Consider the following 15,479-nt stretch of genomic DNA (forward strand, 5'->3'; position numbering starts at 1 on the left):
TGGCTGCCGGTCACCGGGGCGACCGGCAGCCACGCGGACCCGAGCATCGGACCATAGCGCGGCACCCGCACGAAGTGCCGAGTCGTCAGCAGGTGACGGGTGCGGGTTCGCCGCGGACCCGGCCCTCGAGCCAGTGCAGCATCGCGGGGGCACCGGCAACCGCGGCGGTCAAATGCTCCAGCGCGGGAACCTGCACCGCCTGCACTCGCGCCCCGCCCGCACACCAGCGCCGGTTGGTGTTATCGATCGCCTGGATCGGGATCAGTGGGTCGGACGGTGAATGCCATTCGAATATCGGTGTCTGCGGAATACCGCCGTAGAGCTCCACACTGTTCTCCTCCACCACGGACCAGGCCTCGGGCTGGTCGAAAACGGCTGGGCCCGAAGCCAACTCGTGCGCCCTGCCACCGGTGCCGACGGCGAGGATATCGTTGGTGCAACTATTGGCCATGGCGTCACGAAGCGCGCGACCGCGCTTGTTGAGGTTCGGACCGACCGAGACCCGATCCGGATACTCCCGTTCCAGGCCGATGGCCGCCGCCATCGCCAACCCGAAAGCCGGGTGGGGATCGTTGCCCAGCCCTCGCGCAATCGATACCAGGTTCATCGGAGCTCCGCCGATGGCCGCGCCGGCGAGTCGCAACTCGGGTGCGTAGGACGGCTGCAGCGCGGCCGCCCATGCCGTGGCCAGACCGCCCCCGGAGTAGCCGGCCAGTACCGCCGGACTGTCCGCGAGTGCGAGTTCGGGTACTCGTTTCAATGCCCGGACACCGTCCAGGGTGATCTGGCCGCCCAGACGTCCGGCGCCGAAGGCGAATTGTGGTCCGAGGTGATCCGGTAATGCCACGCTCCAACCCTGTTGCAACAACATACCCAGCATCGGCAGGGATGTCGCCAGATTCGGATCGGCATCGTAGAGCTTGTGCGATATCGCGCAGCCGGTGCCCAGCGAATTGATGAAATGCTGGTAGGACAGCAACGGTGCACCGGGGCGATGACCTGCGGGGGTGACGATCGTGGTGGTGGCCGCGATCGGCGCGCCCCGCGAGTTGGTGGAACGGAACTTGACCAGCCGAACCGTGGCACCGGGGAAGACGAGCAACGGTGGCATGACCCGCACATCGAGCACATCACCCGGTCGGTGCGCCGCCAGATCGGCCGGGGCGGCGTAGAACGGGTCCGGATCGGGGCGGGGATATATCGGCTCGGCGGTCGCCGTCGTCGCCATCAGCAACGTGCATGCCATACCACCGAGCACACCCAGAAAACGCAGAATGGGACGTGTCACGATCTTGACCTCCGGGGAGTTCGCCGCATGCGTCGGTCGATTCGCAGCTATAACAGTCCGCTCCGCCCGATAAACCATCACGCCACACCGAAGCGAGACCGTATCGAGTGAAAAACGAATTCCCGCCCGAAGTCGACGCGTGCTCACCGCTTCCTCGGGAGGGACCTCCATGCAGAAAATGGATACCGGTTCGTCGGTGTGTCCCACCCGGGATCGGCATCCCGCTCCGGAATCTCCTCCACTCGATCGGACACGGGCGCCGGCCGCCCGCATCCGCCGGACCGGCGCCGGCACATGGACAACTTTCATTGACAGTCCATACGGACTGTGAAAGTGTGCTCCACGGCACCGCCGCACGATTGGGGTACACATGACGTTCACCGGAACCACGGTCGACTACGCAGTGCGTGAGCATCGCGCCTACCTCACCTTGAACCGCCCGGACAGACTGAACGCGATCACCGCCGAGATGGCCCGCGAGATCGGCGAGGCGGTCGCCGAGGCGAATGCCGACGACTCGGTACGGGTCATCGTGGTGCAGGGCGCGGGACGGGCGTTCTGCGCGGGCTACGATCTGAAACGGTATGCCGAGGGCGGCGAGGAGCATCAGGGCCCGGTATGGGACCCGATCAAGGACTTTCGGTCGATGAAGACCAATACCGATCACTTTTTCTCACTGTGGCGCTCGGCCAAGCCGACAATCGCGAAGGTCCACGGATATGCCGTCGCCGGCGGAAGCGATATAGCCCTTTCCTGCGATCTGGTCGTCATGGCCGAGGACGCCAAGATCGGATACATGCCGGCGCGGGTGTGGGGTTGCCCGACGACCGCGATGTGGGTCTATCGCCTCGGCGCCGAACGGGCCAAACGCATGCTGCTCACCGGTGACACCATCGACGGTGTCCAAGCCAAGGAATGGGGGCTGGTCCTCGACGCGGTTCCGGCGGAGGAACTCGACGCGGCCGTCGAGAAGCTCGCAGGCCGGATGGCCGGTGTCCCGATCAACCAACTGGTCATGCAGAAGATGATGATCAACCAGGCCTACGACAACATGGGGCTGCAGAGCACCCAGAACCTCGCGATCCTCTTCGACGGCATCACCCGCCACTCGCCGGAAGGGCGCTGGTTCGTCGACTTCGCGCAGGAGTACGGTTTCGGCACCGCGGTCCAGTGGCGTGACACCGGCCGTTTCATTCCCGATGGCGGCGGCGCCATCCCGAGCGAGGACGAGATAGCCGAGATGCGGCGTGAACTCGACGAGAAAGCGGCCGCGGGAAAGGGGACGGGCCGATGAGGACCCTCACCGAATCCCGGTGGCCCATGGACACCGGGCGGCCGGTCCTCGATATCACCGTGGGCCAACTGTTGCAGCAGGCCGCCGCAGCGGCCCCCGACGAACTCGCCATCGTGTCGGTCGCCCCGGACCGCGCAGCCCGCACCTGGACGTATCGAGAACTGCTGGACGACGCCGAGCGTGCAGCCGCCTGGTTGCTCGACCTTTTCCGGCCCGGTGAGCACATCGCGGTGTGGGCGCCGAATGTCGGTGAATGGCTCGTACTCCAATACGGGGCCGCGCTCGGCGGACTCGTGCTCGTGACCGTCAATCCCGCGCTGCGCGGACCCGAACTCGAATACGCCCTCGCCACCTCGCGGTCGGCCGGGGTCTTCTTCGTCGACGGCTTCCGCGGCACCGATATGGCCGCCCTGATACGGACCGTGCTTCCCGCGGTTCCCACGGTGCGCACGGCCATTCCCTTCCAAGGGTGGCTCGACGAGGTACGTCGCACCCACAAACGGGCCGAGCTGCCGACGGTCGATCCCCGATCCGCCACCCAGATCCAGTTCACCTCCGGCACCACCGGTCGCCCGAAAGCGGCGCTGCTCGCGCACCGGGCCATGGTCACCAATGCGGCTTTCGTCCGGGAACGCTGCGGTGCACGTCCGGGAGCCACATTCGCCACCGCCCTCCCGTTGTTCCACACCGCGGGTTGCGGACTGGCCGGGATGGGATCGGTGTACCAACGGGCCACCCTCGTGCTCGCGGAAATCTTCGATCCCACAACGATGCTGACCGCGATCCAGGACTACCGGGCCGAGATCTTCGGCGGCGTGCCCACCATGTTGCACGCCCTACTCGCTCACCCCGACCTGGCCCGCTTCGATCTCGGCTCGCTGAAGGTGGTGATGTCCGGCGGGGACGCCGTCCCACCCGCGTTGATCGAGGGATGGGCGAAAGCGTGCGGCGCCGCGACCAGCGCGGTCTACGGCCAAACCGAACTCGGCCCGATCGTATGTCAGACGAGCCCGGCCGACGGCCGCGACGACAATCTGTACACCGCGGGCCGACCACTCCCCCAGGTCGAGGTGGCCGTACTCGATCCCGCCACCGGCGTGGTTCAACCTCTCGGGGTCGAGGGCGAGATATGCGCGCGCGGCTATCAACGGATGATCGGCTATCTCGATATGCCGACCGAGACCGCGCGGACCATCGATGCCGAGGGTTGGTTGCACACCGGTGATCTCGGGACGATGGACGCGCGCGGATATGTGCGGATCACCGGGCGCCTCAAGGACATGATCATCCGCGGCGGTGAGAACATCTATCCGCGGGAGATCGAGGAAGCCCTGGCCACCCATCCCGCCGTCACCGACGCGGTCGTGCTCGGTTTGCCCGATCCGAAGTGGGGCGAGAGCGTGGCCGCCGTCGTCCGGCCGGATCCGACCCGACCGCTCCCCTCGGCACAGGAACTGCACGCCTACCTGCGGGAACGCCTCGCCCCGCACAAGACCCCCAAGTCCTGGTACATCGCCGATGGCCTTCCGATCAACGCCATGGGCAAACTTCAGAAATTCCGACTACGCGATCAGATCGTCGCCGGCGAGCTCGAGCCGCTGTGAACCCCGATCACCACGCTTCGCGGGAGGTCTCTTCGTGCCCGATTCCGGCCGAATGCGCGAACAACCGTATTCCGCTGCCGGCAGGGTGCGGATGTGAGCGGGTCGACGCGTAGGGAGCAACACGCGAGAACCCACGCGGCGCTCCTCGACGCGACGATGCGCTGCCTGGTGGTCCATGGCTACACGGGCACGACGACACAGCGGATCCAGGACGAGGCGGGGGTGTCCCGGGGTGCGCTGCTGCACCACTTCGGCTCGAAGTCGGAACTGCTCGTCGCCGCGATCCATCACATCGCCGACCTGCGCCTGAAAAATCTCGGCGAGCTCGTCGCGGAACTCGACGACCACCCCGATGCGCTGGAACACATGGTGCGGGCGATCCGAGCGGCGATGGCGGGACCCGCATTTCAGGCCGCCATCGAGCTGTGGGCCGCCTCTCGCACCGACCCGCAGCTGCGTTCGGCACTGCTGCCCGCGGAGAGACGGCTGGGCGCCGCGCTCCGCGCGCTTTTCAACCGGCATGCGGGCATCCACGACCCCATCGCGGCGCGGACGGCCTTCGAGTCCCTGATGGCGTTGATCCGCGGACTGGAGCTGACTCGCATCATGCGCGACGATCAGACATCGGCCGATCGGGTCATCGACGATTGGCTCGACCATATCGCCCACTTGCGCACGCTGTGACGAACTCCCCTTCTCGATGGCAGGCGGTGCCTCGAGAACGCCCCCGCCGGGCGGGCGGAAAGCGATGCCGGAGGCCGCTACACGTGCGCCAGCGGTGGTGACGCCGGGAAAACGACGGGCAATGTGGTCAACGCGCGGTGGAATGCGCCGGTCCGCCAGGTGAGCTCGGCGGCCGGGATCCCCAACCTCATCTCGGGCAGAGCGTCGAGCAATTGATCGATGGCGTCCTGGGCAATCCGGTAGGCCAGCGAACTGGCCGGGCACATATGCGGTCCGTTGCCGAAGGCCAGATGCGCGCGGTTGCCGGCATGTTGGTTCGAGCCGATCACCGGATCGGTGTTGCAGGCGGCCAGACCGATCACCACCGGCTGGTGCGCAGGCAACCAGACATCGTCGATCAGAATCGGCTGTTTCGGGAAGGTGAAGCAGAAGTTCGCCACCGGCGGGTCGTTGAACAACACTTCGTCGAGGGCGTCGCGGGTGGACAGGCTCCCATCCAACGCGCTGTCCCCCAGCTGCTGGTCGGTGAGGATCAGCCGCAGGGCGTTGACGATCAGATTCTGCAAAGGTTCGATACCCGCCCCGTACAGGGTGGCCACCTGATGCGCCAGCTCCATATCGCTCAGTCCGATCGGGTGCCGCAGCATCTGCGTCGTCACATCCGAACCGGGTGTGGTCTGTTTGAGGTGGATCAACTCCAGCATCGCGTTCATGACCGCTTTGTTCCCACGCTCGGCTCCCACCCCCTCGAACATCGCGGCCATCCCGGACGCGGCGCGCTGCGCGAGCTCGGTCGGACATCCGAGCAACGAGTTCAACACCGCGAAAGTGAGCGGAAACGCGTACTGCCGGATCAGATCCGCGGATCCGTCCTCGCAGAACGAGTTGATCAATGGGACGGCGACCTGCGCCACGGTGTCGTGTAGATCGTATCGATCGGCCTGAGTGAGACCCGCAACGATGACCTGCCGATAGCGGGAATGGGTGGCGCCGTCGCTACGCCGCGCATTCGGCCGCCACTGCATGAGCGGCAGCACCGGACAGTCGGCGGGAACATCACGTTGCCACGCTCGCGGATCGGCCGGAAAATGGTCCGGGTCGTTGAATATCCGTACCGCGGTGTAGTAACCGATCACCAGCGTGGCCGGCACACCCGGCGCCAACTCCACCGGGACCAACGACCCGTATCGTTCTCGCATCGCGCGATAGGCGCCGTGCGGGTCCGCCGCGAACTCGGGGACATACAACGGAATCCGTGGATCGTCGGTATTGATGGGCGACCCATGCGACATCGGGCCGGGTCGATGGTCGGGACTCATCATCGAATGTACTTTAGCCGGGGCTCGGGAAAAGGCCACCGAAAGATCATGAAAATGCCAGTCGTCCCTGTTGTGAACAGCAGCGATTCTCGGACCGGGGCGAGTGCCGGCCGTACCCACGGTCACCTCCTATACCGTGGCGCACATCGGTCAACCGGTCCAGTTCACGCAGCGTCGCATCGCGCGCAAGCACCGAGACGATGCCGAGCAGTGTGCGTGCCAACCGCTCCAGATCACCGGGGCGCGGCCGGAACACTGTCGCGATGACCGGCATCGGTGGTCGGCCGAGGCGGTCGGCGACCCGCCGCAGTTCGATGATCCCTTTCTCCAGTTCGTCCAGCAGAATCCCGACCGGGGCCAACCACCCGTCGGCGTGGTCGAGGATACGGTCGTGCGTGGACGGACCCCAACCGCCCAGCCAGATCGGTGGGCGTGGTTGTCGAATCGGTTTGGGCCAGGAATACAGTGCGTCGAAATCGACGAATTCACCGTGAAATTCGGCCTACTCATTCGTCCAGATCTCCGTCATCTCCGGCAGCCTGTCCCGCTGCAATGCGACCCGGGTTCGGGGATCGGTGCCGTGATTGCGCATTTCCTCACGGAGCCGGCCGACACCGACGCCGAGCTCGAGTCACCCTCCCGACGCCACATCGAGACTCGCCACTTCCTTGGCGAGGATGATCGGGTCGCGTTGAACTACCAGAGTGACCGCGGTGCCGATCTGCAATCGCCGTGTCACCGTGGCGGCGAACGCCAACGAGACGAGCGGGTCGAAATTACGGTGGTAGCCCCGGGGAATATCGCCTCCGCCGGGATAGGGCGTAGTGAAGGTTGTCGGGATATGGGTGTGTTCGGCTACGAACAACGACTCGAAGTCACGTTCTTCCACCGCGCGGGCGAGTTCGCCCGGGCCGATGCTTTCGTCGGTGATGCCGGTGAAGATTCCGATCCGCTGCGGGTACGGTAAACGTTGACATCAGCGTCAAGGTCGAGGTCGAGACGAGCGATATGCGAATAGGCGAACTCGCACAACACGCCGGCGTGAGCACCCGGGCGTTGCGTTACTACGAGCAACAGGACCTACTGACCTCTGCGCGGCACAGCAACGGGTACCGAGTTTTCGATGGTTCCGCCGTGGAGACGGTGCTACGTATCCGGGCTCTTCTGGCGGCAGGACTGTCCACCGATGTCATCGGCCGGGTGCTGCCGTGCACACGAGACAGCAGTCCGCGTATCGAGCCCTGCGCCGAGGTCGTGGCACTTCTGCGGTCGCAGATCGACCGGATGGACGCCCTGGCCGCGGATCTGAACCGTTCTCGCGATCTACTCGCCTCGATCCTTCACGATTCCGGTATGCCCGTCCCGGAGACAGGTGAAGGAACAGGGCCGGTCGCTCACGGCGACCGCCCCGCATTTCGGCCGTATCCGTTCCCGCCGGACGAGCTCACGACACGAGCCGACCATCCACGTCGAGCGGCCCGGACCGCTTCCTTCTCCACCTCGTCGAGCTTGCGGGTGTCACGCGGTTCGGCGAACGGCTGCACGTCCTCGGGCAGCCCCCGAGCGATGGCCTTACCGTGGTCGAGTTCGGCATTGACCTCGGCGCCCAACAACAACGCGATATTGGTCAGCCACAACCACACGAGGAAGATCACCACCCCCGCCAATGACCCGTAGGTCTTGTCGTAGGCGGAGAAATTCGCGATGTAAACCGCGAACAATCCCGAAACGATCAGCCAGATCAGCACCGCGATGACACCACCGGGGCCGATCCATTTCACCCCGCCCTGTCGGGCATTCGGACTGGCCCAGAACAGAATGGCCAGCAGCACCGAGATCAGGACGAACAGCACCGGCCACTTGGTGATGTTCCATATCGTCACCACCGTGCTCCCTACACCGAGAAAGTCACCGAGTTGTCGAGCGACCGGCCCGCTCGCCACCACGATCACGGCGCTGAGCACCAGCAGGATCACCGCGACGAATGTGACACCGACCCGGATCGGGACGGTCTTCCAGATCGGACGCCCCTCCCCGATGCCATAGACGATATTGGAGGCGCGCATGAACGCCGCCACATAGCCCGATGCCGACCACAACGCGACGGCGAGACCGAGGATCGCCCCGAGGCCCGCGCCCTGCTTGTTGGCCTGCGCCTGGGTGATGAGGGTGTGCACGAAATCGGCACTCGAGCCCGGCGCGATCTGCTGCGCCTGGTCCACGAGCGTGTCGGCGGCATTCGGCCCCAACAGGCCGAGTAGCGAAACCAGGACGATGAGCCCCGGCACGACCGACAACACCGCGTAGTAGGTGAGTCCGGCGGCCAGGTCGGTCACATTGTCACGCCGCAATTGCCTGCCCGCACGTTTGACCACCGCGAGCAGCGAGGGCGTCGACAATTCGGCCGGGCTGCTCGGCTCGTCCGGGTCGAGATCCGGCCGGGCTCCGGTGACGGTCGCACGACCTCGTGCCTCGGTGCGGCGCTGCGCATGCGGCGGGGCCACGGCCCCGTCGGGTCGGTTCGATCCGTCGCGCTCTACGGCCATGTCGGTTCGCCTCGCTTACGCACGCCTGTCGGTCACACACGGGGTGGAAACACGACCGCCCTGTACGAGTGGTGCCCGCAGCGGCGGTACCGAAACACTCCTCGACAGGGATACGGATTCCGCCCCGATGTGGTCATGTGCCCGCGATGGAGGCGCCCAACGCCTTCAACGCCGGTATCGCGGCGAGGATATTGCACAGCTCTTCCGCGGACAGACCGGCGAGATGCTCGGTGATCGAGGCGGTCATCCGCCGCTGACGTTCGATCATGTACGCCCGCCCCTTGTCGGTGAGCTCGATCAGCGTCGCCCGACCGTCGGCGGGGTCCTGTTTGCGGCGAACCATTCCATCTTTTTCCAGCACGCTCACCAGGTTCGTCATCGACGGCTGTGTCACACCCTGCAGTTCGGCCAGGGCGGTGATACGTCGCGAACCCTCACGTCGGAGGGTGGACATCGTCGATGTCGCGGTCATGCTCATCTCCCGCGGTTGTTTACGCAGTAGCAGCACGAGCAGCGAATACAACGCCTCGGCGAGCTCGTGCGCAGCGGCATCGTCGCTCGGCGAGTGCCGTTGCTCGGGAAGTGTGGTCGTCACCGAGGTCGAGCTGTCACCATCCACCCCACGAGTCTATTCGACCCGCCATACCATATAGCCAAATCTATATAAATTGGCTATATAAATTGCCTATATAGTTGCGGTATTTCGCCACACCCGGGACACCGTCGAACGTATACTTCGAGTGTTCGTCCAGGTGTCGACAACCGATCCATCTGCGCGGATGTATCCACTCGGACAAGCGGCCCACGCACGGTATCGATACGGGTCGGTTCTATCCGACGACCTGCGTCTTCGCGGCACCGGGACCGTCGGCCCCTGACGCGCTCGGGATACGCGGTCCCCTCGGCCACCGATAGAACATCGAGGCCGGAGGGAGAACCGTCGGGAGGACCACATGGCAGAACGGTCACGGCAGCGAGAACGCCATTACGGGCGAAACCACACAGGAACGCCGCGAGGCAGCGCACCCACCGGCCATCGTGCCGTTGCATTCACCGCCCCACCCGCGGCACGGACGGCGGCGATCACCGCAATTCTGGCGGCCGACCTGATTCTGATCCACGAATCGGATATCACCACCGCCCGGCCCGATCATTCGTGGTTCATCGCTCTCGTCCTGTCCGGACTGTTCGTGGTACGCGGACTACGCCTCCGCCGCCCGATCACGTTATCGCACGTCACGGCCTCGATACTGCTGCTGGCCATCGCGCACACCGCCTACCGGGTACACCACCCCGGTATGGGTTTTCTCCTGCTCGCCGCAACCGGCTGCGTCCTGACCCTGCCGCAGGGCAGCCGGCCACAGCCCGAGCGCCTCGACAGAGTGGTCGAACTCGTCGACCGCACCGAAGGCGACCCGCTGGCTCCCTTCGCCCTGCACTCGTCCAAGGCGTACTTCTTCAACGAACGATCCACCGCGGTCATCGGATACCGGGCCCGCTTCGGTATCGCCGTCGTCGGCGGCGATCCGGTGGGCGACCGCGCCGCATTCCCCGAACTGATCACGGCGTTCTCCGAGTTCGTCGCCGACCACGGCTGGCGAATCGCGGTACTGGGCGCAAGTCCCGAGGTGGCCGAACTGTGGCGGCTACACGCCGTCGAGCAGCGCGGACTGTATCCGATACCCATCGGACACGACGTGGTCCTCGACGTCGAGGATTTCGACCTCGTCGGTCGCCGATTCCGCAATCTGCGCCAGGCGGTGAACCGCACCAGGAACTTCGGTGTCGATACCGAGGTGGTGCACGAATCGGCACTGACCGAGACACAGCGGAACGAACTGCTGGCCATCGTCGATCAATGGGGCAGGGGCAGACAAACCCGCGGCTTTTCGATGATCCTCGACCATCTGCTCGACGGCCGAAATCCGAATATGCTGGTCGTCATCGCCTACGGTCGGGACGGCACCCCGATGGGCTTCCAACGCTACGGCATATCCGGGTATGGGCGAGAACTGAGTCTCGATGTTCCGTGGCGGCGCGAGGACGCGCCCAACGGTCTCAACGAACGCATGATCGTGGATCTGGTCGATTATGCGAAAGCCCACGGCATCCATCGGATCTCCCTGGCCTTCGCGCCGTTTCCGGAAATCTTCGATGCCGGAGAGAGGTCGCGTACCGCTCGGTTGGCCCGCGGCCTGGCGCACCTGGGCGATCCGTTGATAGGACTGGAATCGCTCTATCGTTTCCTGGTCAAGTTCCACGCCCTCGCCGACCGTCGCTATGTCCTGCTCCGCCGACGCGATCTGGTCACGGTCGCCGCGGCCCTGCTCAGCGTGGAGTTCATCCCGCACCGTCGCGGGTATCGACACGAACCCAGGTGTGATCGAATACGATCACACCCCTGATGTTCCGCCCCGCCACCGCATCGTCGAAGCCCTCGTTGATCTCGTCCAACGAATAGCGTCCGGTCACCGGATCGTCGAGGTTCGGCTTTCCACCCCAGGCCATCCGCAACAGGCGCGGCACATCGGTATGGGGGTGCAATGGCCGAACAGGGTTCCCACGATCGTCTTCCGGTAGAGGGTCGGCAGTGATCCCGGAAGCACGACGGTGTCGTCCGCCGTCGAGACGAGCACGATCGTGCCCCCTTGCGCCTGAGGTCGAAGGGCTGCCGGGTCACCTCCACCCGCGCCACCCCCACGGCCACCACGGTGATATCGACCCCGACTCCGACTCCGCCGGTCGACACCCCACAACTCGGCCGTCGATCGCGATCATCGGGCGAAGGTGGAAAGTACTTGCCCGTTGTATCTTGCCCGTTGTATTCGGCCCGGACAACGCCGCCGCGGCGATGATCTCGATCCCCGCCGAAACCCATCAAAGCACTGCCGAAACGGCGCCGGGGAGGCGAATGGAGAAAACGGGCAAACGACGCCCCCATGATTGTGTCGAACGAACAAGCGCAGTCGTCCTTGGCGAACGATCCTGGTCTTGTCAGCGATCATTCGGATGGCGTGGAGGTGGTCCATACGTGGTTGTACCAGGGGCCGCCGACCGGCGGCCCCTCCTTTCCCGACCGCGTCTCGAACCATATTCCGACCACGGCTCTGGAGACCAGGATGATCCACACACACCCCGTCTCACGTGCACGCCTCACCGACCGACTCCCCACACTGCGAGCCGCCTTGCACCGGCAACGCCGCTTCCGGCTGCGACAACTGGCCGAACTCGAAGCCGAAATCGACCGTGCCACACCCACCGACGCCGCCGATACGGCCAGGCACGAGGTCACCGTGAAATTGGCCGCGGCCGCCCGGCAGGCATTGGCCGATATCGAGGAATCCCTCACACTCATCGCCACCGGCCGTTACGGACGTTGCCGCGGTTGCCATGACGAGATCCCGATCCACCTTTTGCAGATCATTCCCACTTCGCAGTGGTGTCTGAATTGTCGACGGGATCTTCCCTCCGACAACGGCGCCCATCGGAGCCCCGGACCACCCCCGGACCGAACCCCCGGGCGGCGCGAGGCGACCTGTCGGCGCCATATGGGAACCCCCGCATACCGTTGACCTGCCGGCGCCCGCACGCGGCTGCGTATCGACGAAACGTCACCGTCCCATGTCCCCGCCGTTGGCGACGCCGGCGAGCAGTCATCGACGCGTAATCGGGGAAGATCGAGCCATGTCGTCAGGTGTGGTTTCGACGTTGGTGACGAGTCTGATGCCTTTGTTGGGCGCCGGACTCGGGGCATCGGCAACGCTATTGGTACAACGAAGTTCGGCACGTCAGTCGAAGCTCGAGTTTCTGGCCAAGAGTCGTCTGGCCCACCGAGAAGAGCTGAAGTCCGCAATCCTCGCCTACTTCGAGACGACGCAGCGGCTACAGGGAGAGCTCGATGCGCGAGAGCGCGGAGACACACCGGATGATTTGAAGCGACTGATCGAAAGTGTCTGGTTGGCGGAGAAACGGGTCGAGATCATCTGCTCGGACCCGTTGCGGGATCGGGTGATCGCCCATGCCCGCGGCCTGCACGATGTGGTCCGCGACCCGGTGGCCCACCCCGATTGGTGGGCCCATTGTCGTCCCTTGCAACACGAGCTGCTGTCGCAGGTGAAAGCAGAGCTCGCACGTGACCACGAGTGGTGAATCGGCGCGGATTCACACACCTGCCCGGGGTTGTTCGTCCCGGACAGGCGGGCACACGATCATCGGCAGCCGGTCGAGTTGCACGGTGGCTGCCGCGATTTGCCGTACCGTCACGCCTGCCACCGGTTCCAGCCGAGCCCGCGCCGCCACCGTTGCCAGAACGGTTTTTGCCTCCAACCAGGCGAAGGGCTCGCCGATGCAGTTGCGATTACCGATACCGAAGGGCTGAAAGGCCCCGCTGCGGGTCATTGTCTTGCGGTACTCCGGGGTCCACCGGTCCGGGTCGAAAATCGCCGGGTCCGTATAATATTTCGGGTCGTTGTGCAAGGTGTACGGCGAATAGATGATCGTCGTACCGGAGGCGATGGCCACCCCACCGAGTTCGATATCGGCTGTGGTCTCGCGCATACCGAGCCAGACCGGGCAATAGCGGCGTAAGGTCTCGGTGACCACTTTCTCCGTATAGACGAGGTCGTGAATATTGTCCGCGGTGACCGGTCCGTCACCGAGAACGTCCCTCGCCTCGCGTTCGAGTTGCTCCCGAATATCCGGCCGCCGCCCCAGCTCGTGGAAGGCGCAGGTCACTGCGTTCGAGACGGTTTCGTAGCCCGCCGCATACATCGTCATGACTTCGTCCCGGATCTCCCGGTCGCCGAGCCCGGAGCCGTCGTCGAAACGGGCCGCCAAGAGCATCGAGACGATATCGCGATGGTCCTGGCCCTGCGTCCGGTACTCGGCAATGATGCGGTCGATGACCTCGACCAACCGCCGTACCCCGGCGTCGAAGGTCCGATTGCGCAGTGGCAGCCGCGCCAACCAGGGCAGCATGGCCCGTTTCGGCATCTCGGCGGCGACAACCGGAAATACCCGCAGCGATTCGGTCACCACCTCCTCGGCGATATCGCTGGAGAACAGCGACCGCGCCACGATTCGCAGGGACAGCGCGCCGAGCTCCTGATCCAGCTCGATCCGTTGCCCCGGCCGCCAGCCCTCGACCATCTTCGCCGCGCTGTCGGCCATGATGTCGATATAGCTCGCGACCTGCCCGCGATGAAAACCCGGAGCCATCAACCGACGATGACGCATATGTTTCGGTTCGGACGAGACGACGATTCCATCGCCCAGCACCGCCCGCATGGCATCGAAGAATGCGCCCTTTTCCACACTGTGCGCGATTTTTCCCCGCAGCAACGGATCCAGCAGCTCCGGCGCGGTCACCACATAGGCATCCTTGCGCCCCAACCTGATTCGAACGATCGGCTCGGAAAGCCGATGTAATTCGGCCAGGAATTCCAATGGTTTGCGCTGCAATCGTATGCCGTGACCGACGAGAGGTCGAGCGCGCGTCGAAGGCGTGCCGACAACTGTGGTTACACTCATCATGAAGTCCTAGGGCGAATTCGAACCATCGGTGAAACACATATCTCCGGGGCGCTCCGCATCGATACGGGTCCCGAAGCAGAGGAGATCTCCACCCCGGTATCCTCATCGGCCGATGTCTCATGGACAACTAGGGAAAACCCCATATATCTCCGGATGCCGGAGGATTTCATGATTTCGTGGCGCACCGGCGGCTCGGACGGATCCGAACGTCGATCCGTCCCGTCCGCGCCGATCGCCCCCTCGCGGTCATGGGGACACGACCCGACCGGCACGGCTCACGAAACCAGCCCGGAATCCCGAATGGCTTCGGCCAATGGTTCCAATACCGCCGGGTCGTGCGGGGGCGGCAGATAGATGATCGCGAGTTCCAGGCCCTCGGCGCCCAATGCGGCGGCCCAATCGATGATCTCACCGTAACCGAGCTGGGGATCCAGTCGTTTCTGCGCCGATAGCGTGATCTCCTTCGGATCGCGGCCGATATCGGCACAGTGAGCTGCCAATACATCGCGTTTGCGGGCGAATTCCTCGACCGTGCCGTTGACGAAGTTCCAGTGCTGGGCGTAGCGGGCGGTGATGCGGAGGGTGCGTTTCTCGCCGTTGCCGCCGATACAGATCGGGGGATGCGGACGCTGCGGGCCCTTGGGTTCGTTGCGAGCGCCGGTCAGTTGGTAGAACTTGCCGTCGAAATCCGTGGTTTCCCGACTCAACAGCTCGATGAGTACCTGACAGGCCTCTTCGAACCGGTCCATGCGTTCGGTGATACTGCCGAGCGGGATACCGTAGGCACCGGATTCCTCCTCGTTCCAGCCGGCGCCGATACCGAGTTCGAGACGACCGGCGGAAATGATGTCGAGGGTGGCGGCCATATTGGCCAGCACCGCGGGATGCCGGTAGTGCACCCCGGTCACCATCGTGCCGAGTCGCAGACGTTCGGTGGCCTGGGCCAACGCGGTCAGCGTGGTCCAACCCTCCATGCACGGGCCGGTGGAGTCGGAGAAGATCGGATAGAAGTGGTCGAAGGTCCAACCGGATTCGTAGATCTCGATATCGTCGGCGGCCCGCCAGACGGCCAACATATCGGCCCAGGTGGTTTCCTGTGGGGCGGTCTTGAACGCGAATCGCATGCCGACAGGCTAGGACTTGGAGCACTCTCCAGGTCAAGTACGGCCCCGGCGCCCTTCGATACCTTCGATAGTGGTGAGCGCCGGTCCG

General features: G+C 64.8%; 12 protein-coding genes and 2 pseudogenes. 7 read left to right on the forward strand and 7 right to left on the reverse strand.

Annotated elements, in window-relative coordinates:
• Positions 1–85: 85 nt before the first annotated feature.
• The gene (locus ON32_RS05350) at positions 86–1,246 is read right to left on the reverse strand and encodes a lipase family protein (protein ID WP_051132895.1); all 1,161 of its coding nucleotides are present in this window, start codon (positions 1,244–1,246) and stop codon (positions 86–88) included.
• Between the two features lie 412 nt (positions 1,247–1,658).
• Between ON32_RS05350 and ON32_RS05355 the strand changes: the two genes are divergently transcribed.
• The 3 genes from ON32_RS05355 to ON32_RS05365 all read left to right on the forward strand — a co-directional run bounded on the left by ON32_RS05355 (position 1,659) and on the right by ON32_RS05365 (position 4,870).
• A complete protein-coding gene (locus ON32_RS05355) occupies positions 1,659–2,582 on the forward strand; it encodes a crotonase/enoyl-CoA hydratase family protein (RefSeq protein WP_040789149.1) in 924 nt (307 codons plus the stop codon).
• Entirely contained in the window at positions 2,579–4,186 is a 1,608-nt protein-coding gene (locus ON32_RS05360; RefSeq protein ID WP_040789151.1) for an AMP-binding protein, read from the forward strand. The genes ON32_RS05355 and ON32_RS05360 overlap by 4 nt, the downstream gene beginning before the upstream one ends.
• A gap of 93 nt (positions 4,187–4,279) precedes the next feature.
• Positions 4,280–4,870, forward strand: a complete 591-nt coding sequence (locus tag ON32_RS05365; RefSeq protein ID WP_051132887.1) for a TetR/AcrR family transcriptional regulator — start codon at positions 4,280–4,282, stop codon at positions 4,868–4,870.
• A gap of 77 nt (positions 4,871–4,947) precedes the next feature.
• Here the strand turns inward: ON32_RS05365 and ON32_RS05370 are convergent, their stop codons facing one another.
• Positions 4,948–6,189, reverse strand: a complete 1,242-nt coding sequence (locus ON32_RS05370; RefSeq protein ID WP_373284275.1) for a cytochrome P450 family protein — start codon at positions 6,187–6,189, stop codon at positions 4,948–4,950.
• Between the two features lie 46 nt (positions 6,190–6,235).
• Positions 6,236–7,138 (reverse strand): annotated as a pseudogene (locus ON32_RS27575) (LLM class F420-dependent oxidoreductase).
• 59 nt (positions 7,139–7,197) lie between these two features.
• On the opposite strand from ON32_RS27575, the pseudogene ON32_RS29870 reads away from it, so the two are divergent.
• A pseudogene (locus ON32_RS29870) lies at positions 7,198–7,383 on the forward strand (MerR family transcriptional regulator); the annotation flags it as partial.
• Positions 7,384–7,583: 200 nt separating this feature from the next.
• On the opposite strand, the gene ON32_RS05380 reads toward ON32_RS29870, so the two are convergent.
• The gene (locus ON32_RS05380; RefSeq protein WP_083874066.1) at positions 7,584–8,735 is read right to left on the reverse strand and encodes a YihY/virulence factor BrkB family protein; all 1,152 of its coding nucleotides are present in this window, start codon (positions 8,733–8,735) and stop codon (positions 7,584–7,586) included.
• 133 nt (positions 8,736–8,868) lie between these two features.
• Positions 8,869–9,354: a MarR family winged helix-turn-helix transcriptional regulator gene (locus ON32_RS05385; RefSeq protein WP_245550814.1), complete on the reverse strand. Its 486-nt coding sequence runs from the start codon at positions 9,352–9,354 to the stop codon at positions 8,869–8,871.
• Positions 9,355–9,688: 334 nt separating this feature from the next.
• On the opposite strand from ON32_RS05385, the gene ON32_RS05390 reads away from it, so the two are divergent.
• The 3 genes from ON32_RS05390 to ON32_RS05400 all read left to right on the forward strand — a co-directional run bounded on the left by ON32_RS05390 (position 9,689) and on the right by ON32_RS05400 (position 12,884).
• The gene (locus tag ON32_RS05390; protein ID WP_083874068.1) at positions 9,689–11,140 is read left to right on the forward strand and encodes a bifunctional lysylphosphatidylglycerol flippase/synthetase MprF; all 1,452 of its coding nucleotides are present in this window, start codon (positions 9,689–9,691) and stop codon (positions 11,138–11,140) included.
• Positions 11,141–11,854: 714 nt separating this feature from the next.
• The gene (locus ON32_RS26860) at positions 11,855–12,307 is read left to right on the forward strand and encodes a TraR/DksA C4-type zinc finger protein (RefSeq protein WP_157224083.1); all 453 of its coding nucleotides are present in this window, start codon (positions 11,855–11,857) and stop codon (positions 12,305–12,307) included.
• A 112-nt stretch (positions 12,308–12,419) separates the two neighbouring features.
• Positions 12,420–12,884: a hypothetical protein gene (locus ON32_RS05400; protein WP_040789158.1), complete on the forward strand. Its 465-nt coding sequence runs from the start codon at positions 12,420–12,422 to the stop codon at positions 12,882–12,884.
• A gap of 12 nt (positions 12,885–12,896) precedes the next feature.
• Here ON32_RS05400 and ON32_RS05405 read toward each other — a convergent pair whose 3' ends face one another.
• A complete protein-coding gene (locus ON32_RS05405) occupies positions 12,897–14,264 on the reverse strand; it encodes a cytochrome P450 (RefSeq protein ID WP_157224084.1) in 1,368 nt (455 codons plus the stop codon).
• Between the two features lie 278 nt (positions 14,265–14,542).
• Positions 14,543–15,391, reverse strand: a complete 849-nt coding sequence (locus ON32_RS05410) for an LLM class F420-dependent oxidoreductase (RefSeq protein ID WP_040789160.1) — start codon at positions 15,389–15,391, stop codon at positions 14,543–14,545.
• Between the last annotated feature and the right edge of the window lie 88 nt (positions 15,392–15,479).

Origin of the sequence: Nocardia paucivorans NBRC 100373 (genome assembly GCF_000308675.1) — a bacterium.
Classification (GTDB): Bacteria; Actinomycetota; Actinomycetes; order Mycobacteriales; family Mycobacteriaceae; genus Nocardia; species Nocardia paucivorans.

Coding starts and splice junctions, on each gene's coding strand:
- ON32_RS05350 (WP_051132895.1), bottom strand. CDS start 1,246: ATGGCATGCACGTTGCTGATGGCGACGACGGCGACCGCCGAGCCGATA.
- ON32_RS05355 (WP_040789149.1), top strand. CDS start 1,659: ATGACGTTCACCGGAACCACGGTCGACTACGCAGTGCGTGAGCATCGC.
- ON32_RS05360 (WP_040789151.1), top strand. CDS start 2,579: ATGAGGACCCTCACCGAATCCCGGTGGCCCATGGACACCGGGCGGCCG.
- ON32_RS05370 (WP_373284275.1), bottom strand. CDS start 6,189: ATGAGTCCCGACCATCGACCCGGCCCGATGTCGCATGGGTCGCCCATC.
- ON32_RS05380 (WP_083874066.1), bottom strand. CDS start 8,735: ATGGCCGTAGAGCGCGACGGATCGAACCGACCCGACGGGGCCGTGGCC.
- ON32_RS05390 (WP_083874068.1), top strand. CDS start 9,689: ATGGCAGAACGGTCACGGCAGCGAGAACGCCATTACGGGCGAAACCAC.
- ON32_RS26860 (WP_157224083.1), top strand. CDS start 11,855: ATGATCCACACACACCCCGTCTCACGTGCACGCCTCACCGACCGACTC.
- ON32_RS05400 (WP_040789158.1), top strand. CDS start 12,420: ATGTCGTCAGGTGTGGTTTCGACGTTGGTGACGAGTCTGATGCCTTTG.
- ON32_RS05405 (WP_157224084.1), bottom strand. CDS start 14,264: ATGAGTGTAACCACAGTTGTCGGCACGCCTTCGACGCGCGCTCGACCT.
- ON32_RS05410 (WP_040789160.1), bottom strand. CDS start 15,391: ATGCGATTCGCGTTCAAGACCGCCCCACAGGAAACCACCTGGGCCGAT.